This is a genomic window from Mongoliitalea daihaiensis (genome assembly GCF_021596945.1).
GTDB lineage: Bacteria > Bacteroidota > Bacteroidia > Cytophagales > Cyclobacteriaceae > Mongoliitalea > Mongoliitalea daihaiensis.
On record NZ_CP063779.1, the window covers coordinates 1,180,320 to 1,202,370 of the forward strand.

Here is a 22,051-nt window from a genome sequence, read left to right on the forward strand (position 1 = left end):
TAACATTTAAAAGCTAATCCAAGTATGAACGAGCCTCACTACTTAAAACAAGAGTTGTATGATTTGATTAAAAAGGACGAAAGTATTTTTGACTTTATCCAAGAGGTTTGTACTGATGGCATGTGGTTTTGGGATATTGAAAACCCTGAGAATGAATGGATGAATGCCAGGTTTTGGCATATTTTGGGATATAATCCTGATGAAATGCCCCATTCCCCTAGTGCTTGGCAGAATATTATCAACGAAGATGACCTGGAGGTAGCGACAGAAAACTTCTATAAGCACCTAGCTGACATAGATTACCCCTATGATCAAACGGTGCGGTATACCCATAAATCTGGAAGAACTATTTGGATCCGCTGTTTTGGAAAAGCGATACGCAACGATTATGGCAAACCTTTGCGCATGCTAGGTATTCATCAAGATGTTACCCTTATAAAGGAGGAACAGCTTAAGCTTGAAACAGTACTTCAAGATACAGGCGTTGGGTTTTGGGATTTAGAAATAGCAACCGGGAAAACAAGCTGGAGTGAGTTGGTTTATAAAATTCATGAAGTTCCGTTGAGTTTTGACCACAATAAGGTTAAAGGGATTGAATTTTATCATCCTGATTACCAACAGAAAGTCATAGATTCCTTAAATGAATGTATTCAACATGGTAAATCGTTTAGCTTTGAGTGCATACTGAATAGTGCAAAAGGAAACCAAAAGTGGGTAAGGTCTTCTGGCCGTAGAGTAGGTGAAAAAATTCTCGGGAGTTTTCAAGATATAACCGAATCCAAAAAGAAGGAGCTTTTATTTAAAGGCATATTTAATTCTACCATCTCGTTTATTGGATTTTTAGACACAAATGGAATTTTGCTCGAGGTCAATGATACTGCTGTGAATTTGGCAGGGGTCAAGCATAGCGATGTCATCGGCAAATACTTTTGGGATTGCTATTGGTGGCAGATATCTATACAAGCACAGGAAGAGCTTAAAGCTAATTTTCAGAAAGCACTGGCAGGTGAAGCTGTTGAATATGAAGTCGCGGTTTGGATTGCTAACCACACGCCGATTACTATTCTTTTTACGCTGAAACCGATTTTTGACGACAAAGGAAAAGTGATATACATCATACCAGAAGGCCGCCCTGTACAAGAACTTGTAGATGCAAGACGCAGGTACAAATCAGTATTGGAAGGCACAAATGTAGGTACCTGGGAGTGGAATGTACAAACTGGGGAAACCGTGTTCGACGAAAATTCGGCGGGAATAATTGGCTATAGCTTAGAGGAACTTGCCCCAACTTCTATACATACATGGCAGACACTTGTGCACCCAGAGGATTTGGTAGAATCCGGAAGAAGACTCAATGATTGTTTTGAAAGGAAAACATATTTTTATGAATTGGAGACCCGGATGAAACACAAGGATGGTCATTGGGTATGGGTGTATGATAGAGGCAAAGTACTGGAATGGACTGATGATGGTAAGCCCCTGATGATGTATGGAACCCACCAGGATATCAGCAAAAGAAAAAATGCAGAGGAAATCAAAAATAGGGTCTTAGATAGGTTTGAATTGATCAGTGAACATATACCAGGAGTGATTTATCAATATCAGCTAAACCCTGATGGCACTTCGTTTTTTCCATATGCAAGTTCGGGGCTTAAAAGAATTTATGGTATTTCTCCAAGTCAAGTTGAAAAAGAAGCAAGCTTAGTTTTCGAATCCATCTTTCAAGAAGATTTAGAACAGGTAAAGACCAGTATCCAAAATTCCGCAGAAAATTTAACTCAATGGCAAGGTAGTTACCGAACGGTTTTACCTTCGGGAGAAGTCAAATGGGTAGAGGGAAATGCTACACCACGTAAAAATCCAGATGGTAGTATTATTTGGCATGGCTATATTCGAGATATCACTGAGAGAAAACAAAAAGAAGAAGCACTCAGAATCAGTGAAGAGGCTTTCAGAGGTAACTTTGAAAATGCAGCCGTTGGGATGGCCATCATTAGCCCTCAAGGGCAATGGCAAAAGGTAAATAGAAAAATATGTGAAATTGTTGGGTATACAGAAGAGGAGTTGATGCAACTTACCTTTCAGGATATCACGCATCCAGATGACCTACATATAGACTTAGGCTTACTCAATGAACTGGTTGAGGGTAAGCGCGACCATTACCAAATGGAGAAGCGTTATTTTCATAAGGATGGCCATATTGTCTATATTATTCTTGCCGTGTCGATGGTAAAGAATGAAAATGACGAGGTACTATACTTTATTTCACAAATCATAGATATTTCACCGCTAAAGCAAGCTGAATTTAAACTGAAGAATCTTCTGGCAGAAAATCAGGCATTGATAGAAGCTACTACTGAAGTGGCATTGATATCAACCGATATTGCTGGAGAAATCACTAACGTAAATAGTGGTACTGAAAAGTTATTAGGCTTCACAAATCAAACCGCTAAAGCCCAACATATAAAAGATATAATTTTCATAGCCAAAGAGTGGCAGGAAGTCTCAAAAAAGCTACTTCAGGATGATTCTGAGAATATTGAAACAAGTGAATTTTTATATGCATTAGCCAATGATAGCAGGTACCAAAGTAGGGAGTTTACGCTTAAGAAAAGAAACGGAGCCACGATAGAAGTATTGCTGTCTGTGACAGAAATCAAGTTAGAGGACAAAACCACGGGATATTTAATTGCTGCTACAGATATCAGTCATATCAAATCAATCCAACAACAGCTTGAGCAGAAAAATGAAGAACTGGAGCAGTTTGCATACATAGCTGCCCATGATTTGAAAGAACCGTTAAGAGGAATCACCACCTATCTATCCATCCTCCAGAAAAAATATAGCAAATTATTGGATGAAAAAGCAATCGCTTATATCGAACATGCATACACTAGTGCGAACCGGATGAAATCACTGATTACTGATATTTTGGATTTCTCTAAAACTGGGGTAATTGATGAAGAACCAATTGATCTCAATAAACTGGTAGATTCAGTTATTAATAATTACACCCATGACCAAGAAAGTCGAAAAATCAATTTTATCAAATCAGACTTACCCATGATCAAAGGCGATCTCAGTTCTTTCATACAGCTTTTTACCAATTTTATTGAAAATGGGATTAAGTACCAGCCAAAAGAACAAATACCCGAGATCACCATTGCTTATGAAGAAGATGAAAAGGAATGGCTATTCATGATTTCAGATAATGGTATAGGTATCGCATCCGAACATCAGGATAAAGTATTTGAAATATTCAAGCGATTGCATATAAACTCAGAGTACAGTGGCACAGGCATAGGTTTGGCAAGCTGTAAAAAGATTGTCACTGCTTATGGGGGAAAAATTTGGTATGAGCCTAATAGTCCTCAAGGAACAATATTTAAATTCACATTACCAAAGAAATACTCCGCCAGCGCAAAATGAAGTTTGAACGAAAAAAATATTCTATTGAATCAATTTAACCATAATGAAAAAACTACATATCCTACTGGTAGATGACAGTGAACACGATGCTTTTTTAATTAAAGAAGCGCTTGAAGAACAAGAGTTCTTAAGTAATTTTAGTCACGTCATCAATGGACAAGAAGCTATCAATTTCTTACAAAAATTGTCGCCATTTGAAAATGTAGAAACTCCTGATTTGATATTGATGGATATCAATATGCCTGTTATGGATGGTCATGAATCTTTAAAAAGAATTAAGGAAATGGATGCGTTCAAAGATATTCCCATTTTGATGCTCTCCACATCTTCTAGAAAAGAGGATATAATTAGAGCATATAGGGGACAGTCCAGTTCTTACATTGTTAAACCAGATGATATTTATGATCTGGAAAATCTAGCTCAGGCACTCAAAACCTATTGGAGCAATATTGTCAAACTTCCTCCTAGGGAGTAATCGAAAGCATACGAGTTCAAAAAAAGATGCTGGTTTCAAAAACTGTGAATTTTTGGGTCCAAAGCTCACTGCCAACTGTCTGAAAACAGTTGGCAGTGAGCTTTGGTGTTTGTCAATGCGATTTTTGTTTTCGCTACCTGCCTCCCTACTTGGTTCTTTGTACTTTGTACTTGGTACATCCAAAGTGCATAGTGATTAGTAGAGTCCTAACGACCAATCTTTTCTATTACCATAAACCCTACTTGGTTCCTTGTACTTCGTACTTGGTACATCATTAGTGCCTAGTGATTAGTTGATTTAGTGATTAGTGACCGTCAAAAGTCAATGTCAATTGAAAAGAGGTTCACGTCCATCTCCTTCCATCTGCGATTTAACGGTTGGTATCCTGACGATTAGTTGTTTCTATTACCATAACCCCTACTTGGTATCCCGATACTCGGGACAGGCTATGGTACTTCGTACTTTGTACAATAATACCCACTCCTTACTTCCGAAACACAACCTTCCCTCCCACTACAGTCATCGTCACTTGAGTATCCAATAACTGATTTTCAGGTACCTCCATCAAGTTTTGATTGAATACCGTAAAGTCAGCGGCTTTGCCTACTTGAATGGAGCCTTTGAAATTCTCTTCAAATTCCGCATAGGCACCATCCAAGGTATAGGATTTCAACGCCTGCTCACGGGTCATTTTTTGATCAGGTTCATAGCCACCTTCCGGAGTCATTTTCAAGGTTTTTCTGGTGACTGAGGCATAGAACGAAGGAATCGGATCCAGTGGTTCTACAGGAGCATCTGTGCCATTGGAAATCACCGCCCCAGATTGTAACAATTTTTGCCATACATAGGCACCATCCTTAATTCGCTTTGCTCCTAAACGGCCAATAGCCCAAGGTCTATCCGAACTCAAGTGAATGGCCTGTATAGCGGCAATCACACCCAAGCCTCCAAAGCGGTCAATATCATCTGGATGCAAGTGCTGCGCATGTTCAATTCTAAAACGGTGATCCGTTACTCCAGGGAATTTGGCAAATGCAGCTTCGTACCTATCCAATACTTCCCGGTTGGTACGGTCACCAATGGCATGGGAACAAACTTGGAAACCTAACTCTAGGCCTTTTTCGGATACCTGTGATACCAAGTCAATCGGCATGGTTTCATGGCCTCTGTGACCTGGCTTGTCTTCATAATCTTCCAGCAACCAAGCCCCCCATGGACCTAAAGCACCATCCATGTTTAACTTGATTGAGCGGATCGTCACCATATGATCAGGGTCAATGTGTGGACCTTTTTTATACCAAGCTTCTAAAAGTTCAGGCTGACGGCTTGTCAACATCACATACATGCGGGAGGTTAATTTTCCTTCTGCTTTGAATTTTTCCAATAAATCAATCACCTCTTGTCCGCTTCCCGCATCATGAAAGGAAGTAATGCCCTTTTCTGCCAATTCTTGCAATGCCAATTCCATGGCTTTTTCTGCACGTTCTGGAGTATCTTGAGGGATCATTTTGCTCACCAAATACGATGCCCTCTCTACCAATACACCAGTAGGATTTCCCAATTCATCACGGATGATTTCACCACCTTCTACTTCCTGCTGTGGCTTTTCTCCTCTCAAAGGTGTGATTCCTGCCAATTCCATAGCCTTTTGGTTGACAAAAGACGCATGTCCTGAAGCATGGGCTAGGTATACAGGATTATTTGGAGTGATGGAGCTAAGGGCATCATGGGTTTGAAAGCCTTTGACTGTATTTGCCGGCATTTCTATCCATTTATCTTGGTGCCATCCTCTGCCGGTAATCCACTCTCCCGGTTCAGCATTGCTTGCAGCTTCGGCTACTTTCTCTACGAGTTCGTCGAAGGTTTTGACATACATCAAGTCTATATCTAGTTTGTTGTAACCGATGCCCATGATGTGTGCATGGGATTCGATCAATCCCGGAGTCATGGTCATACCCTCCAAATCGATGGTTTCAGTCGACTTCCCTACAAATGCTTGAATTTCGGCTGTAGTTCCAACAGCGATGATTAATCCATCTTTGACGGCGACTGCTTCCACTGTGGGGTTGTTTTCATCCACGGTGTAAATGATGCCGTTGATAAAAATTTTGTCTGCTACAGGGTTTCCTCCTCCGCAAGCGTAAAGAAAGAAAACCAGTAAGCTGTATAGTAGTATGTTTTTCATAAGTATAGTGTTCTCATTCAAAACTAGGAAAAACTCCTTGCTTTGGCCAAACCATCCTTGTAATTCCCTTCGAAAACTGCACGTGTTTACCATAGTTTTGAAATAATCTTCTTAATTTCATTCGGTAATCCTCAATTTCAAAATTTTCATTTGGCAATGAGTAGCCAGTATTCCTATGAATAAATCCACACATACCAATCCGAAAGTGGACACCTACCTGATTCAAGGATGTATGCGCTGTCCTTATGGAGCTACTGAGCGCTGCATGGTGATTCCTTGGAGGGCAATTTTGGAGGAATTGAGGCAATTGCTGCTAGAGTCAGGATTGGAGGAAGAAGTAAAATGGGGCGTGCCTTGTTATACCCGTAATGGTAAAAATGTGGTGATTGTGGCGGCTCTTAAAGCGTATGCTACATTGAGTTTTTTTAAAGGCTCCTTATTGGAAGATAAAAGCCAAGTGCTTGAAAAGGAGGGATCGAGTTCTCAGGCTGGCCGATCATGGAGATTTACCAAGGTGGAGGAAGTTCAGAAGCACAAAGAGTTGATTATGGATTATATCGATGAGGCCATCGCCATAGAGGATTCGGGGAAAAAAGTTATTTTAGAGAAGGTTTCAGAGCCAATTCCAGAGGAGTTATTGGATGCATTTGCCGAAGATCAAGCATTAGAACATGCTTTTTTCAGACTAACGCCGGGGAGACAACGGGGCTACATCATCCATTTTTCTCAGCCTAAGCAATCACAAACCAGAAAATCAAGAATTACCAAATTGGCCGAGCAGATCAAATTAGGAATTGGATTACATGACAAGTACAAAAAACAATAAGCAAAAACTTTCAACAAGATGACTGATACCAGCAAACACGATGAGCGTATAGCTCAAATGTCGGTGGCTTCTGTATTTCCACATTATGTCACCAAAGTGGAGAAAAAGGGAAGAACCAAGGAGGAACTGATGCAAGTAATCGAATGGCTTACAGGATATGATGCCAATCAGTTGCAGGAATTGCTGGATAAGAACGTTACTTTTCAGGAATTTTTTGCTGCTTGTAATCTCAATTCCCGTGCACATCTAATTACTGGAGTAATCTGTGGGTATCGAGTGGAGGAAATTACCAATCCTTTGACGCAACAGGTGCGGTATTTGGATAAACTAGTAGATGAATTGGCTAAAGGGAAAAAAATGGAAAAAATCTTGAGAGTCGGATAAGTAGCATTGGATCATTTTTCTGCTAGGATCAAGGCTTCCATGAGTACTTTAAACTGTTGAATTCTTGGAGAAGGGTAAAGAAGTTCGGCTTTGATGAGTTGCACATAGGCTTCATCAAATGTGCCAGATTCAAATTTTCTGATAGCATCGTTATAGTATTGAAGACCGCCCAATTCTTTTAAGCCAATTTCAGCTATTTTCAATTGTTTCTTAGAATTCCCACGCTGACCAATGCGTTCGTTGAGTGTTTCGAGTGTAGGATCGGATACTGTTTGGCTTATTTTCTTCTCAAAATTTCTAACTCTGCGCGTCCCAATCAGTAATCCGTTGATGGGCTGGGTACTTTCCATGACGAAAGGGACATCTTCTACTATTCCTCGGATGTATACATGTCCTTGTAATTCGATGATGGTATATGCTATTCCATAGCGCTCCAGTAAAAGCCCCATAACAGCAGTCCCTGTCACACAATCATACGCACCAGTAGCAAGCGTGCTAGCAAAGGAGGCGAAGGTCGTGTAGTTTTTGAGCATGCGGTTATGGGTATCAAAGAAAATGTCCGACAGCAATTGAACATTTGATTTCTTTTTTTCAGCGAGTTTATCCAATTGCATAACCAAACTTTCCCAATTATCATGGTAAATGTTGGTTCCCGCATCTAACGATTGTAACAGGAAAAATGGCTGAGACTCAAATTGGGTGATGAGTTGCCGTTCGAGTTTGCTTTGGAAAATCGGGAGTACTTTGACATCAGAAGAATCCTGTGCTTGGACTTGATATCCAACCAATAAAAATGCGATCCATATGATGCATGCAGTTCTCAATGCTTATTTTGTGAGGTGTGTTAATATTTAGGACATATAAAGTTAACAATTTGTTAACATTAAAACCAATAAAAAGTTTCATTCGTAACATTGGCTTAACACTAAAAATATTTTCATGCTATGCTTGTAAAAATTTAACCATGATCGCGTGAATAGCGATCCCCTTAGGTGAAGGCAGTGAGCAGTGGTGACAGACCTGGCAGGTTTTTGAAACCTGCCAGGTCTATACTTGACTATGGAAAATGATAATAAAGTAACAATTAGGATTGGGGAACTTTTCCACTTTATTTCAAAACAAACCGCAATCGAAATACCTACCAGTAAACATCAATATCCCAATATCCAATATCCACCAATATCAATTTAAACCACAGATCAACACAGATATTCACAGATTTTTTGCTGACGCAAAATTGGAATTAAAACCCCATCACCAATATTTCAATTTTATTTCCCTTTATTTCCACCATATTTCAATTCATACGGCAATCGTATTACTGACAAATATCCAAATCAATCAATATCCCAATATCCAACAATATCAATTTAAGCCACAGACCATCACAGATATCCACAGATTTTTTGCTGACGCAAAATTGGAATTAAGACCCCATCACCAATATTTCAATTTTATTTCCACGTTATTTCCACCATATTTCAATTCAAGCGGTAATCGTATTACTGGCTGCTATCTCAATATCAATCAATATCCCAATATCCCAATATCAACCAATATCCCAATATCAACCAATATCCCCACCTACTGATGATGATAAGGCTCATTCCTCAAAATTGTGTGGGCTCGGTAAATTTGTTCTACGAAAAATAGACGAACCATCTGATGAGAAAAAGTCATGGCAGAGAGTGAAAGTTTGCCATTGGCTCGTTTGTATACTTCTTCTGAAAAACCGTAGGGACCACCAATGACAAAAATCAAGTTTTTGAGTCCGGCATTCATTTTCTTCTGAAGGTAATCAGCAAAAGCCATAGAAGCATACTGTTTGCCTTGTTCGTCTAGTAAGACAAGGTCATCGGATGCCTGTACTTTTTTTAGAATTAATTCCCCCTCTTTTTCCTTTTGTGCGGCTTCACTGAGGTTTTTAGCATTTTTGATATCGGGGATAATATCCAATTCAAATTTGGTGTAGAAGCTCAATCGTTTGATATAGTCCTGTATCAATTTCTCCAGTTCTTTGTTGTCTGTTTTCCCGATTGCGATGAGTTTGATCTGCATAAGGCAAAGGTACAATTTACCAGTTATATAAAAAGAAAACCCAAAACATGAAACAAACACCCTTTTTATGAGTATCAATGTTTGCTGATCGTAGATTAAAATTGGAGGGTTGATTTTTATAAATTATTGATAAACAAAGTTCTATCTTTTTGACTTTATACCTCACTAACCAAAACTATATTTAACATGAAAAAATTATTATCCATTGTGGCTCTTGTTACATTTTTTGTGACTTCCGCATTCACTGTTAACCAAAATTCATCCATTTATGCAGATGAAGACATTGTTGATCTAGCGATCAAAACCGAATTTTTATCAACTTTAGTGGCAGCTGTACAAGCTGGAGAATTGGTAGATGTACTGAAAGGAGATGGACCATTTACAGTTTTTGCACCTACCAATGAGGCTTTTGCAAAACTACCAGCAGGTACTGTTGAGACTTTATTGAAGCCAGAAAATAAAGCACAGTTACAAGCAGTCTTAACTTACCATGTAGTTCCTGGAAAAGTATATTCTAAGGATTTGAAAAATGGCATGAAGGCTAAAACTGCTCAAGGATCTGATGTTACAATTACATTGAAAGATGGAAAAGCAATGGTCAACAATGCAACTGTGACAGCTGCTGACATTGAAGCTAGCAATGGGGTTGTACACGTAATTGATACGGTAATTTTACCTGGGATGTAATTGTTTGTTTGTCTATTTTGATATCAAAGCCTCAGAAATTTTCTGGGGCTTTTTTATTGCTCACAGATTTAACAGATTGGTTTTGAAGTAAGAAGCGAGAGACTAGAGGCGAGAAACGGTGACACTCAATTCCCACTGTCTTACCCTCACTGTTCCCTCCTCCTTTCTGAACTGTGGACTGTCGACAGTTAGCCGTGGACCCAACTGTTGTTACTGCCAACTGTTCACTTCGCACTGTTCACTATTCACCGTTCATTGTTTCCTAAAAGAAAAGTCCCTTCAAAATTGAAGAGACTTTCTTGGAGAATTTATTTAAGGTACCCTTTTCTTTTAAGGATTGTTTCTACAAACTTGATATCATTGTCAGAATTGAATATCGTAAAAGGTAAGTGTATGAATTGTGCTTTGGAGAGTGTCAAGATGAATGCATCTTTTTTAATCTCAGCACTTTTGATCATCCCCCAATTAATGGGCATACCTTGTTTTGCGTTGAGTTTCATCAACACCTGCCTACTATCTATTTCATAAGCCATTTTTTCAAAAATGACTTTATTTTGCTCCATTTGTGTGACGCCGGCAAATTGAATGACCCAAAAAAGAAGGTATAAAACGTAGGCTAAAATAGCCATGCTAATCCACCACCAAGAAGGAATCCAAAAATATCCACACGCAATGGCTACAGCAATCAGTACTACCCACCACTGTTCTTTCAATACATTGACAAGACCCATTTTGATATAGGTGCCAGTATCTAACTTGTATTTTTTTGTTTTTACTATCATTCGCTTGATTTTTCAGGACGCAAATATCCGATTATAAGTCCTATTTCACAAATTCTTAGGTTTTTTGGGTGATATTTCAACAAAAAAAAATAAACAGTGTTAAAAAAATTGATATCCTTTTGAATTGTCCTTAAATTAAAGGTAAAATTTCAGATTATGAGTAGTTTAGTAGTAGACCTGATGTTATGTGGAATGGCTTATGTGGTGTTGATTTACTTCATCGCTACTCTGACAAAAGCAAGAATTCCCCGAGATCGAGATAATGGTGATGATGGAGACGGAGGTGTAGAAGATCTGACTCCACCCAAAATTGATTTGCCTCCTGGTATTATTTGGCCATCTGATGGCCCAGTGAAGCGTATCAAAGACCCTGTCGATTTTTAATTGCATTTATCACAGACCCCTTGTACAAGTAAAGAAACTTCTTTTTTCGAAAATCCTTCAGGTAGGGTGATCATTGGTAAACTGATTTCATCAATACAGATGGTATTTCCACATTTTTCACATTTAAAATGTACGTGATCATGGTGATGGGAAGTACTTCCTTCATGGGAATGCGTGCATAAAGCATATTTGGTTGCTCCACTATCATCAAGAACTTTGTGAACAACATCAGCATCCAAAAAAGTTTTCAATGTGCGATAGATGGTGACGCGGTCAAAATCGTCTTTTAACTCTTCTTCCAAATCTCCATGAGTAAGCGCAACCTGTCTATTCAAAAATGTTTTCAAAACATCTTTTCTACACTTGGTAATGCGCAGCTGATGCTGCTGTAAAATTTGTAATGGTGACTTTCCCATGGGTGATTTCTTCAGCTATGATGTCAAAAATAGGAAAGAATTTAGTGAAGACAAAAAAGCCAGCCCTTTTCGAGGCTGGCTTTGTTAAGTGATGTACTATTATTTTGGATCTAGTATTTTCTTGATGCGTGCTAAAGCATCTTCCAAGTGAACTTTACTTGCCCTGTCGGAAGTTCTGCCGATAGCAGCTGAAATTTGTCTTTCCAAGGTCTTCAGTTCACCTCTTGCCATTGGTCTGATATCTGACTGGGATGCATTGATCTGCGGTCCAGCAAAGGCTCTGAACTGAGCTGGTAAGGCAGGCTCATTTCCTGTCAATAACAATTCCAGACGTTCGATGTGTGCACGCTGTAAACTTCTTCTATGTACGTCGATTGCTCTTCCTGCACTTAGTTCTGTCCATATACCCGCTCTCAAATCATCGAACAATTCGAACATGGAGTAAGCATCTTTGCCGTTCAAAGCTTCATTTTCGATCATTCTACCCAAGCGACCCCATTCCAAAATGCCATTTAAAGTTCCTACTTGTACGCCTCGGATTCTTTCCAATGCGCCAAAGTCACCTACACGTGAAATGATTTTTTCATCCATCAACCATTTAGGAGTAGCAAAAAGCTCTTTGTTGATGAATTGTACAGCTCTTTTCTGCTTTTCTTTATCTACGTGTACATACACTTCTTCCCCTTGGCCGGAAGACTTATAAAATTCATATACGCCTCCCACATTTGTTCTCACGTGACCCATGTATCGGTTGTATTGACCGATTACCTGACCGTACATTTCATTAAGGTCTGCATAGTCTTTAAATGGTTTGTCTTCTTCTGCAGTCCATTCCATCAAATTAGGAAGGATTATTTTAAGATTTTTGATTCCATAATCCGAAGCTTTCATGGCATCATCTCCCAAGTCTTCACTTTGCGTACTTGGATCGTAGTTGTTGCCTTGTCTCCCGAATCTATAAATTGGATCATCTGCTTTTTCTAATATCCACTGATTCAAGATAGGCTGCTCGTCTTCAGGCGTCTTTGCATCTAAAATAGGTTTGTAACCCCACATGATGGAATATTTGTCATAAGGACCTACATCTGGCATCAAACTTACATCTTGATCACCTGGTTGTGCGATGTAATTGAAACGAGCATAATCCATGATAGATGGAGCTGTACCAAATTTGGAAGTAAAGGTTGCAGAACGTAAAGAATCTACCGGATATGCATGTGAGGAGGCAAAGTTGTGTGGTAAACCTAAGGTATGGCCTACTTCGTGGGCTGACACAAAGCGGATCAATCGACCCATCACTTCTTCTCTAAACTTCACACCTCTTGCTTCTGGGTTGACAGCAGCAGTTTGGATAAAAAACCAGTTTCTCAATAAGTTCATCACATTGTGATACCATCCGATATCAGATTCGATGATCTCTCCCGAACGTGGATCAGATACGTGAGGACCGTAAGCATTTTGAATATCTGAAGCAAAGTAACGAATCACTGAATAACGCGCATCTTCCGGAGTCCAATCAGGATCTTCTTCTGGACTCGGTGGATCCATGGCTATAATGGCATTTTTAAAGCCAGCTTCTTCAAAGGCCTTTTGCCAATCTTCAACTCCCTGCTTCAAATATGGTCTCCATCTGTCTGGAGTAGCGGGGTCAATATAGAATACGATTGGTTTTTTTGGCTCTACTAATTCTCCTCTTCTAAACTTATCGTAATCTTCTTCTTTTACTTCCAATCTCCATCTGTCTAGGAAGGTTCTGCTGGTCGCTTTTTGTTCATCTAATCCAAAATCAACCACCGAACGGCTAAACCAGCCTACTCTTCTATCGGATAAACGCTGCATCATCGGCTCCTTTGGCAGTAAGACCATAGAAGAATTCATCTCTAAGGTTATCAATCCCGTACTTGAGTTGGAAGGAGGGTTGGTAGCTGCATAGGTCATTACATAGCGTGCTTCAATATTGATTGGATAGGGAGAAATTCGATCAATGTACGAACGCTCATTATCCAATCGTGTCACGCGGAATTGCTCTCTTCGATTTCTTGGTAGGCCAATAGCCTGTACATCTTTGGCGAAAAGATCTGTAACCTCTATTACCACTCCACTGCTATCTTTTGCAAGCGCTTTGATATCAAATTTTTGAAGGATAGGTTCTAGGTTGGAAGCTTTCACCGCAGTAAATATTGGCAAAGAATCAGCGGCAGTATTGCTATAGGATACTACTTTCAAGAGGATATCGTTCATGTTCTTGTCCCAGCGAACCAAAAGCGTGTTTGTACGCTCACCTCCGTAACCAATACCATCGGCAGTTTTTGCAATGGTCGTGACTACCAACATTTCTCTACCTAAGAGGGAATCAGGAATTTCGTAGAAATACTTTCCTTCAATCTCATGAACCTTGAAAAGACCTTCTTTGGTCTTGGCTTTGTCCGTGATGATTTCGGCATAGGGTTTTGGGCCCGGCTTACTTGCTTGAGGCCTTGGTGCAGGTGCCGGTGCTGCTGCTGCAGGAGCATTTTTAGAGTTTTTCTTCTTTTTTTGTGCGAACGCATCATCTGCAAAGAAAAATGCGGTCAACACCAAAAGCAAAGAAAGCCCTTTTCGGCATTGATTGATTGTAAACTTCTTCATGTAAATATTGGTTGACTAAATAATAAGCTATGAATTAACTCACTTCACGGCTATTTTCTTAAATTTCCTGATTACAATTTTACAAGCGGTTACACATACAAATAAAAGGTTTAACAAAACGATGCAGCACAGGGAGATAATCATCATTGGTGGAGGATTGGGGGGATTGATTGCTGCATACCTTTTAGCAAAGCATGGGCGTCAGGTTTTACTCATCGAAAAAAAGACCTATCCATTTCACAGAGTGTGCGGTGAATATATATCCAACGAGGTAAAGGATTTCTTGATAAGGGAAGGCCTTTTTCCTACTGATTTAGATCCGGCAGATATTCATACATTCCAACTTTCAGCCATAGATGGGAAGATTGCTAATTTGCCTTTAGAAATGGGAGGGTTTGGTATCAGCAGATATGCTTTGGATTTGTTTTTATATCAAAAAGCAAAATCAATCGGAGCTGAATTTTTACTGCAAACGCAAGCAGAGCAGGTGAATTTTAAAGCGGAACAAGAAAAATTTGAAATCCATTTGCTGCATGGAGAGGTATTTACAGCTGACTATGTGATTGGGGCATTTGGTAAGCGCTCTAAAATTGACAAATCCATGGGACGGTCATTTATGGAGCAGCGTTCACCTTATATCGGTGTCAAATATCATATACGCACTGAAATGGATCCGCATACAGTTGCTTTACATAATTTTGAAGGAGGGTACTGCGGAGTCAATAAAGTAGAAGGTGAGACGTATAACCTCTGTTATCTAGGTTCTCGTCATTCATTGAAAAAATATGGCAGTGTTCCTGCCATGGAAGCTGCTGTGCTGCATCAAAATCCTCATTTAAAACGAATTTTTAAAGATTCGGAGTTTCTTTTTGATAAAGCAGAAGTGATTAATGAAATTAATTTTGAACCAAAACTACCAGTTGAAAACCGTGTCTTGATGGTAGGAGATGCTGCTGGTCTTATCACTCCCCTTTGTGGCAATGGGATGGCTATTGCAATGCATACAGGTAAGTTGGCAGCGGAGCAAATTTTGAGTGGAAAATCCAGAAGGGAGATAGAAAAGGCGTACATGACTGAATGGAATGCCCTATTTAAACAACGACTTTGGGTAGGAAGGACTGTTCAAAAACTATTTGGAGCCAAGTGGGCATCCTCCTTTTCGGTGGGGTTGATCAATAGCTCATCCATGATTGGGAGACAGATTGTTCGCCAAACCCACGGCATTCCTTTTTAATTAATAAAACACTTGCATGATCTGTGTATTTTCTAAAAAGTACCAAATGAAAAACGCATTCAAGCAAATTCCCGAAATTCTATTCATCCACATAGCCCAATCATAATTCACATATCTTTCAACGGATTTGGTTGCAAAAGTAAACCAAACCAAGAAATAAAGGATTACTGGTGATAGGGAACCAAGAAAAACAAACAAGGCTTGTTCCTGTCCTTTGTCTAAGAAATACCAACTAAAAGCAGACCCGGCAACCAAAAACCATAAGGCGGCAAAAGTAAATGTACCTTTAATACCCAGTTTTAAGCTCAATGTTTGATCACCTCTTTTAGAATCCTCCTCATGTTGATAAATTTGAGTTAAAGGATATGAACCCCACAACATCAGAGATGTCAAAATACCTGGGATAAATACGTGACTTTTGGCGAATACATCCCAGCCAAAATCGCTCAATCCCGCGTAAGCCATGCAAAATGTAAAGCAACCTTGGAAAAAGCCTGCAACGATCCAGCTAGCCACTGCATATTTTTTTAGTCGAATGGATGGGTGGGAGTAAGCCATTGATATCAAGCTATACACCAGTAGCATACTTCCAACCTGCCAGTTGACCATGGCACCCAACATAACGCTGATTAGCGTAAACAGTAATGCCAAATAATAAAGACCTTTGTTGACTTTGGGTGGATTTCTTAATCCTCCAATACTTTTTTCATCTTTGTCAAAATAAGAATTGTAGCCATTGCTTGCAGGGTACAAAAATAAGTGCAAACCCATAAATATCAGCAACAAACGCTCAGGGTTATGATTGGGTGTTAAGGCCAAAGCGAAGAAAAATACGGGCATTAAATAAAAAGAAAAAGGAATTCGAAGATGTTTCCAGCTTGCTAAAGTAAACATAAGTGTATTTTTATTCTTAACTTTTGTCCGATGCTCTTGTTTTAACTGAGTTGTCGAAGATAACGATAAAAAACGATTTTGGATGAATAATAGTATAGTGAGCATAGGAACGGCCAATCCTGGTACTGCAATCCCTCAAATGAGGATTGCTGATTTTATGAAATTGGCTCACGGATTGGATCCGACAGATGCTCGCAAGTTGCAGTTTGTCTATCGTCAATCAGGGATTGAGAAGAGATACAGTGTGTTGGATGATTTTAATCATACAGATCCTGAAAATTTCACTTTTTTTCCAAAAAACGAACACTTACTTCCATTTCCAGGCACAAAGGCTAGGATGACTGTATTCCAGCAGCAAGCTTTACCCCTTGCCCAAAAAGCTATCAGCACTTGCTTGATCGATGGAGAAACCTACCCTGATGAAATTACTCACTTAATACTCGTATCCTGTACGGGCATGTATGCCCCTGGATTGGAAATTGATATCATTCAACAACTTGGTTTGAGGTCCTCCGTAGAGCGGTATGCCATTCATTTTATGGGATGTTATGCTTCTTTTAATGCTATTCGTTTAGCAGATCGTCTATGTGATGCAACAGCGGATGCTAAAGTATTGATAGTATCGGTGGAGTTATGTACCATTCATTTTCAACGGGAGTTTACGGAAGATAATTTATTGGCAAACGCAATTTTTGCTGACGGTGCTGCCGCCGCTCTTGTTTGCAGATCGGATGATGGTCTGAAAATAAAAGGCTTTGACTCTGCCTTATTTCCAGAGGGTGCATCTGATATGGCTTGGAGTATTGGAGATGTAGGTTTTGAAATGCGGTTGAGTAAGTATGTACCGGAATTATTGGGAAAAGGACTTCATCAAAGCCATGCGTACTTAGAAACAAAGTTTAACTTGTCCAGTATTTCTAATTTTGCGATTCATCCGGGCGGTAAACAAATTCTTCAAAAAGTAGAGGAGGCATTTGGTATTGGGGCTACTCAAAATCTTTTTTCTCACGAGGTGCTGAGGGCTTATGGGAATATGTCTTCTACTACTATTTTGTTTGTGTTGGACCGATGGCTACAAGATCAAAAATCCTCCGGTGATATCTTAGCGATGGGTTTTGGCCCTGGTTTGACTTTGGAAACCCTTTTGTTAGAAAAATGAGCAAGGGTTTCAAACATAGAAGCATCGAAAAGGAAATCATGGACGATCTTGAGATTGGTGGAGCTGTTTTGGACCAAACACTGCATGAACTTCGAATCATCAACCGGCTTTTGGGTGGTAATTATGTCAGTACGTCTGGATTGGATCAATTGATGCAAAAAGTTCCTCAAGCAGCTTACAGCATTGCCGATTTAGGATGTGGTGGTGGAGATATGATTAGAGTCATGAGTAATTGGGCTGCTACACATAATAGAAAGTGTTCTTTTATCGGGATAGATGCCAATGCTCATACGATTGCTTTTGCCAAAGAAAATTTGAAAGATTTACCTGATGTAAATTTTCAAGTGCAAAACGTCTTTGAAACCAGCTTTTTAGAAGATCCAGTTGACCTGATTACATGCACATTGTTTACACATCATTTTACCGATGAGGAACTAATTCAACTTTTCAAGGCTTGTTTAAAGAAAGCCAAAATAGGAATCGTAATCAATGACTTGCATCGTCATCCAGTAGCATACAAGAGTATTCAACTGTTGACAAAATTATTTTCCAAGTCCGATATGGTCAAAAACGATGGTCCATTATCTGTAAAAAGGTCTTTTGTAAAAGAAGATTGGGCCCGAATTTTGCGCGATTCCAATATCTCCACCTATGACTTGTCGTGGCACTGGGCTTTTCGGTGGAGATTAGTTATTCCTTGTGCCGACTAGGAATTGTATCAACCAAATTTTATTATCTATATATGGAAACTACTTTAGATCTACAAGAAATCAACGTTTGGAAAGACAAGGCAATTGATATGGCCTTTCAGTTGGGGCCAGTGTTATTTAAAGCATTAATTCTACTCATTATTGGTAGACAAGTAATTAAGTTTTTACTCGGATTGTTAGGGAAAACGTTGGATAAGTATGAAATCGATGCATCCTTAGCTACCTTTTTCAAAAGTTTTTTATCAGCCGTTCTGTGGGTTGTATTGCTGATTAGTGTTGCTACAACACTGGGAATGCAGATGACCTCATTCGTAGCTATTCTTGGTGCTGCAGGTTTGGCTGTAGGTTTAGCCTTGCAGGGATCTCTTTCAAATTTTGCTGGGGGAGTTCTGATTTTGGTATTTAAACCATTTCGTGTAGGAGATACTATTGAAGCTCAAGGACATTTAGGCTCTGTTGAAAGTATTGATATTCTGTATACAAAAATTCGGGTTTTTGATAATCGGGTGGTGACTGTACCCAATGGGGCTCTGGCAAATAACAGCATTATCAACCTTTCACAAAAGCCTACACGTAGAGTTGAAATGAAGGTAGGGGTAGCTTATGGTACGGATTTGAAAAAGACAAAACAAGTGATCTTAGACGTATTAACTAAAGATGAGCGCGTTCATGAAGATCCTGCACCTAGTGTTCATTTCATGAGTTTTGGGGATAGTTCTTTGGATTTGACCATTCGCTGTTGGTCAGATTCTGCAGATTTGTGGCCCGTGTATTGGGACAATATGGAGGCGATCAAAGAGGCGTTTGAAGAGCATGATATTGAAATTCCTTTTCCTCAGAGAGATGTTAATCATTATTATCCAGAAGGGAAAAAATAAAAAGAGGAGGCTGTTTTATAAATAGAAACTCAGAATTGTTGCCCAAACATAATGCTGTTTAAGAATCTATCCATTTGTGACTTACTGTCTTTGTGGCTAAATATGCCACGAAGGCTTTAAGACACAAAGGTTCGCTGAATGAACATTAAATAAATTGGGGTAATATTTTAAAGCATTGACGTATGAGACAGCCTCTTTTTTTGCATTAAATTTATTTCCGTTTGCTTCTTTTAGTTTGTCACGTATAATTTATTCAGCCTCTTTCCACTTTTTTTCTTTTGCTTTTGGATTTCCATCAGATGCACACCCGATATTTTTGGTCAATGATATTCCACTGGGAAAGCCACCAAAATCCTGTTCTTGGTCTTCCAATAGGGGTCTTTCAGGGATTTCTTCGGACAAACGTTCTTTTTTTGACGTTTTTTTCATGTCAATTTACAAGTTCAGCATCGACTAGAATAAAGTTAAGTTCCTCAATGTCTTCTTCATTGAGCTTTAATTTACCCCGAATTTTAACGATTTCATCTGTTTTGATCCGTTTGTTAGGTTTACTTTTTAAGTAACCCACGACAATACTTTCAGGACCTGCTCCCCCGCAAAAAAAACATTCCGCCATAGGAAATTTGGATACAATAGCAATATTGGCGTTGTTCATGTCCAAAGGAATATAAAACCCACTAACCGTAACTATTTTTCCTTCATATGCTTTTAGTTCATCCGGAAACTTCGGATATAAAAAGTACATTCCAAACTCACGGTTGAGTTTTTCTATAAACCTCGTCTTAGAGAAGAGGCTCCACATATCGGGATCTTGATTAACTGTTGCTCCCATTAAAAGCACCGAAGCAAGCATGGCTATCAGTAATTTTCTCATCATTTTATGTTTAAAGAACAAAGACTCCGCAATATACGGAGTCTTGTTGTCAACCACCATCATTCAGATGAAGAGAACACTACGTGAATGATATAGTTCAAATGTAAGATGAAATTTTATTAAATGCAATATTGTTGCATAAAAATTACTCAGATGCCGCCCAGGCTTGTTTATCTTTGTCTTATGATTCCATCTTTTGAGCCATCCGAATTACTATCACTCAAGAAAAAAAGTCAGCAAAAAATTGCTGGGTTAGCTATTTTGAGATTGATCTTCTTTTTGTTATTAATAACTACGCTGATTTTAGCATTTGCAGAGGATTCGTTCTATATACTGGCATTTATTGCAGTTGCATTTGCTTTTGTTTATCTCATACAGCTTTTTAATCAAGAGCAAGATTTGCAGCGTCTGATTCGGGCTTTGCTTCAGATGCAAGAAGAGCAAAAACTTAGAGCAGCACGGAATCTTCAAAGCTTAGATGATGGGGAAGAATTTTTGAATAAGGATCATCCGTTTGCCAGTGATCTAGATTTGTTTGGCAAACATTCGCTCTTTCAGCTACTTAACCATACTGTCACAAAAAGTGCTCGAACTTTGTTGGCAAAGCGTCTTCAAATGCTTCAGCCTGACCAAGACTCAGAAACTTTTCAGACAGTTATTCAGGAATTGAGTCAAAAGCTATCCTTTCTCCAATTGTTCGAAGGCTTGGGTAAAGCCCACCATCAAGAAACCCGTGACTTGACGGCATTAGAAACTTGGTTGAAGGAGCAAGAGTTATGGAAACCAATCTATTGGGTCCCCCTTTTTCTCGGACCTTTGGGAGGTACGGCAGTATTGTTGGCCACACTTGTAGGTTGGATTCCCGCTGCTTTGGTGGGTATTTGGATTGTGCTCGGAGTAGGGATGATGGCCATTTCGCATCGGTATTTAAAGCATGTGGCTGAAATTTTACCCACTTTTTCTCAGACCAAGATGTATCGATTATGGTCGCAGCAAATCCAACAAGAGCATTTTGAAGACCCCTATTTGCAAAAACTTTCTAAGGACTACAGGGATCAACAGCATCCGGTATCTAAGGGGCTTTTTTCCTTGGAGCAATTGACCTTCCTTATTCAAAATCGTTTCAACTTGATGTACGTTGTCTTAAATGCTTTTTTTTGGCTTGATTTTATTTTGGTAAGACGATTTGTTACTTGGAAGCATGTGTATGCTAAAAGTTTGGGAGGACTAAAGGATAATTTGGATCATTGGCAAGTATTGGTTTCTTACGCAACATTTGTGAATGAGGAAGCTTTAACCTGTTTGCCCGTTTGGAAATCTAAAAAAATTCTTCGTGCCGTGCGAATAACGCACCCTTTGATAGAGCCTAAGCTGGCTGTGGGGAATGATTTTTTTATAGAAGAGTCTACCCAAACTATTTTGCTTACAGGAGCTAACATGTCAGGAAAAACAACTTTTATGCGGACTTTGGGGATCAACTGGGTACTAGCAAATCAAGGCTTGCCAGTTTTTGCGACAAGTTTCGAATCCTATCCATTCCAATTGTTTACCAGCATGCGCAATTCAGATAATTTGGGAGAAAGTGTGAGTTCATTTTATGCAGAGTTGGCCCGCATCAAAAAAATTCTTTTCGAAAGTGAGCAGGGGGAGTCGGTATTTTTCCTCATGGATGAAATTCTAAAAGGGACCAACACCACCGACCGAATTATGGGTTCAGAGGCCTTGATCGTGCAATTGGCTGCTACTGCTGCCAAAGGTATTATCTCTACTCATGATATAGAATTAAGTTCCTTGGAGCATAAACATGCCTATCTTAAAAATTATAGTTTTCATAGTGACATTCAGGAAGACACGATTCAATTTGATTATACGATCAAATCAGGCCCTTGCCCATCCTTCAATGCACAAAAATTGATGCAGCTGATGGGGATAAAATTGAACTTATCAAAATAGGAAGAGTGAGAAGTGAGGTGTACTTCATCGTCTCTCTAGGAGTTTCTCCTATTGGTTTTTTTAATCCAGCTACACTTGACTTTTCAGTTTGAAAG

The 22,051-nt window shown here is 39.3% G+C and carries 20 protein-coding genes; 11 read left to right on the forward strand and 9 right to left on the reverse strand.

What is annotated here, in order from left to right; all coding sequences use genetic code 11:
• The first annotated feature begins 24 nt into the window (after window positions 1-24).
• Window positions 25-3,429 (forward strand): PAS domain S-box protein, encoded by a 3,405-nt coding sequence (locus IPZ59_RS04855; protein ID WP_236138755.1) that lies wholly within the window; start codon window positions 25-27, stop codon window positions 3,427-3,429.
• A 43-nt stretch (window positions 3,430-3,472) separates the two neighbouring features.
• Window positions 3,473-3,904 (forward strand): response regulator, encoded by a 432-nt coding sequence (locus tag IPZ59_RS04860; protein ID WP_236138756.1) that lies wholly within the window; start codon window positions 3,473-3,475, stop codon window positions 3,902-3,904.
• A gap of 484 nt (window positions 3,905-4,388) precedes the next feature.
• Here IPZ59_RS04860 and IPZ59_RS04865 read toward each other — a convergent pair whose 3' ends face one another.
• Window positions 4,389-6,089: an amidohydrolase gene (locus IPZ59_RS04865; RefSeq protein ID WP_236138757.1), complete on the reverse strand. Its 1,701-nt coding sequence runs from the start codon at window positions 6,087-6,089 to the stop codon at window positions 4,389-4,391.
• Between the two features lie 175 nt (window positions 6,090-6,264).
• On the opposite strand from IPZ59_RS04865, the gene IPZ59_RS04870 reads away from it, so the two are divergent.
• Together IPZ59_RS04870 and IPZ59_RS04875 are read left to right on the forward strand one after the other, a co-directional pair.
• Window positions 6,265-6,915 (forward strand): YdeI/OmpD-associated family protein, encoded by a 651-nt coding sequence (locus tag IPZ59_RS04870; protein WP_236138758.1) that lies wholly within the window; start codon window positions 6,265-6,267, stop codon window positions 6,913-6,915.
• Between the two features lie 18 nt (window positions 6,916-6,933).
• Window positions 6,934-7,299 (forward strand): DUF2200 domain-containing protein, encoded by a 366-nt coding sequence (locus IPZ59_RS04875; protein ID WP_236138759.1) that lies wholly within the window; start codon window positions 6,934-6,936, stop codon window positions 7,297-7,299.
• A gap of 11 nt (window positions 7,300-7,310) precedes the next feature.
• On the opposite strand, the gene IPZ59_RS04880 is transcribed toward IPZ59_RS04875, so the two are convergent.
• Together IPZ59_RS04880 and rlmH are read right to left on the reverse strand one after the other, a co-directional pair.
• Window positions 7,311-8,123, reverse strand: coding sequence for a hypothetical protein (locus IPZ59_RS04880; protein WP_236138760.1), 813 nt, complete (start codon window positions 8,121-8,123; stop codon window positions 7,311-7,313).
• 760 nt (window positions 8,124-8,883) lie between these two features.
• The gene (rlmH, locus tag IPZ59_RS04885) at window positions 8,884-9,357 is read right to left on the reverse strand and encodes a 23S rRNA (pseudouridine(1915)-N(3))-methyltransferase RlmH (protein WP_236138761.1); all 474 of its coding nucleotides are present in this window, start codon (window positions 9,355-9,357) and stop codon (window positions 8,884-8,886) included.
• A gap of 186 nt (window positions 9,358-9,543) precedes the next feature.
• Between rlmH and IPZ59_RS04890 the strand changes: the two genes are divergently transcribed.
• Window positions 9,544-10,044, forward strand: a complete 501-nt coding sequence (locus tag IPZ59_RS04890; RefSeq protein WP_236138762.1) for a fasciclin domain-containing protein — start codon at window positions 9,544-9,546, stop codon at window positions 10,042-10,044.
• A gap of 308 nt (window positions 10,045-10,352) precedes the next feature.
• Here the strand turns inward: IPZ59_RS04890 and IPZ59_RS04895 are convergent, their stop codons facing one another.
• Entirely contained in the window at window positions 10,353-10,826 is a 474-nt protein-coding gene (locus IPZ59_RS04895) for a YcxB family protein (protein ID WP_236138763.1), read from the reverse strand.
• Window positions 10,827-10,982: 156 nt separating this feature from the next.
• Here IPZ59_RS04895 and IPZ59_RS04900 point away from each other — a divergent pair, with 156 nt between their 5' ends.
• On the forward strand, window positions 10,983-11,210 hold the full coding sequence (locus IPZ59_RS04900; RefSeq protein WP_236138764.1) for a hypothetical protein: 228 nt from the start codon (window positions 10,983-10,985) through the stop codon (window positions 11,208-11,210).
• Here IPZ59_RS04900 and IPZ59_RS04905 read toward each other — a convergent pair.
• The gene (locus tag IPZ59_RS04905) at window positions 11,207-11,626 is read right to left on the reverse strand and encodes a Fur family transcriptional regulator (RefSeq protein ID WP_236138765.1); all 420 of its coding nucleotides are present in this window, start codon (window positions 11,624-11,626) and stop codon (window positions 11,207-11,209) included. The two genes, IPZ59_RS04900 and IPZ59_RS04905, sit on opposite strands and share 4 nt — an antisense overlap.
• 99 nt (window positions 11,627-11,725) lie before the next feature.
• Window positions 11,726-14,254 (reverse strand): zinc-dependent metalloprotease, encoded by a 2,529-nt coding sequence (locus IPZ59_RS04910; RefSeq protein WP_236138766.1) that lies wholly within the window; start codon window positions 14,252-14,254, stop codon window positions 11,726-11,728.
• Window positions 14,255-14,330: 76 nt separating this feature from the next.
• Between IPZ59_RS04910 and IPZ59_RS04915 the strand changes: the two genes are divergently transcribed.
• On the forward strand, window positions 14,331-15,488 hold the full coding sequence (locus IPZ59_RS04915; RefSeq protein WP_262912280.1) for an NAD(P)/FAD-dependent oxidoreductase: 1,158 nt from the start codon (window positions 14,331-14,333) through the stop codon (window positions 15,486-15,488).
• Here the strand turns inward: IPZ59_RS04915 and IPZ59_RS04920 are convergent, their stop codons facing one another.
• The gene (locus IPZ59_RS04920) at window positions 15,489-16,382 is read right to left on the reverse strand and encodes a UbiA family prenyltransferase (protein WP_236138768.1); all 894 of its coding nucleotides are present in this window, start codon (window positions 16,380-16,382) and stop codon (window positions 15,489-15,491) included.
• Window positions 16,383-16,464: 82 nt separating this feature from the next.
• On the opposite strand from IPZ59_RS04920, the gene IPZ59_RS04925 reads away from it, so the two are divergent.
• From IPZ59_RS04925 to IPZ59_RS04935, 3 genes are read left to right on the forward strand one after another with little or no spacing between them, the layout of a single operon-like run.
• Window positions 16,465-17,541, forward strand: a complete 1,077-nt coding sequence (locus IPZ59_RS04925) for a type III polyketide synthase (RefSeq protein WP_236138769.1) — start codon at window positions 16,465-16,467, stop codon at window positions 17,539-17,541.
• The gene (locus IPZ59_RS04930) at window positions 17,538-18,251 is read left to right on the forward strand and encodes a methyltransferase domain-containing protein (protein ID WP_236138770.1); all 714 of its coding nucleotides are present in this window, start codon (window positions 17,538-17,540) and stop codon (window positions 18,249-18,251) included. Before IPZ59_RS04925 ends, IPZ59_RS04930 begins: the two co-directional genes overlap by 4 nt.
• A gap of 32 nt (window positions 18,252-18,283) precedes the next feature.
• Window positions 18,284-19,129 carry a mechanosensitive ion channel family protein gene (locus IPZ59_RS04935; RefSeq protein WP_236138771.1) on the forward strand — a complete coding sequence of 282 codons (846 nt, stop codon included), beginning with the start codon at window positions 18,284-18,286 and terminating at the stop codon, window positions 19,127-19,129.
• A gap of 249 nt (window positions 19,130-19,378) precedes the next feature.
• On the opposite strand, the gene IPZ59_RS04940 is transcribed toward IPZ59_RS04935, so the two are convergent.
• Complete coding sequence (locus tag IPZ59_RS04940) at window positions 19,379-19,558, reverse strand: hypothetical protein (RefSeq protein WP_236138772.1); 180 nt, start codon at window positions 19,556-19,558, stop codon at window positions 19,379-19,381.
• A 1-nt stretch (window position 19,559) separates the two neighbouring features.
• Window positions 19,560-20,006 carry a hypothetical protein gene (locus tag IPZ59_RS04945; protein ID WP_236138773.1) on the reverse strand — a complete coding sequence of 149 codons (447 nt, stop codon included), beginning with the start codon at window positions 20,004-20,006 and terminating at the stop codon, window positions 19,560-19,562.
• A 180-nt stretch (window positions 20,007-20,186) separates the two neighbouring features.
• Here IPZ59_RS04945 and IPZ59_RS04950 point away from each other — a divergent pair, with 180 nt between their 5' ends.
• Window positions 20,187-21,956 carry a MutS-related protein gene (locus IPZ59_RS04950; protein ID WP_236138774.1) on the forward strand — a complete coding sequence of 590 codons (1,770 nt, stop codon included), beginning with the start codon at window positions 20,187-20,189 and terminating at the stop codon, window positions 21,954-21,956.
• Window positions 21,957-22,051: the final 95 nt, after the last annotated feature.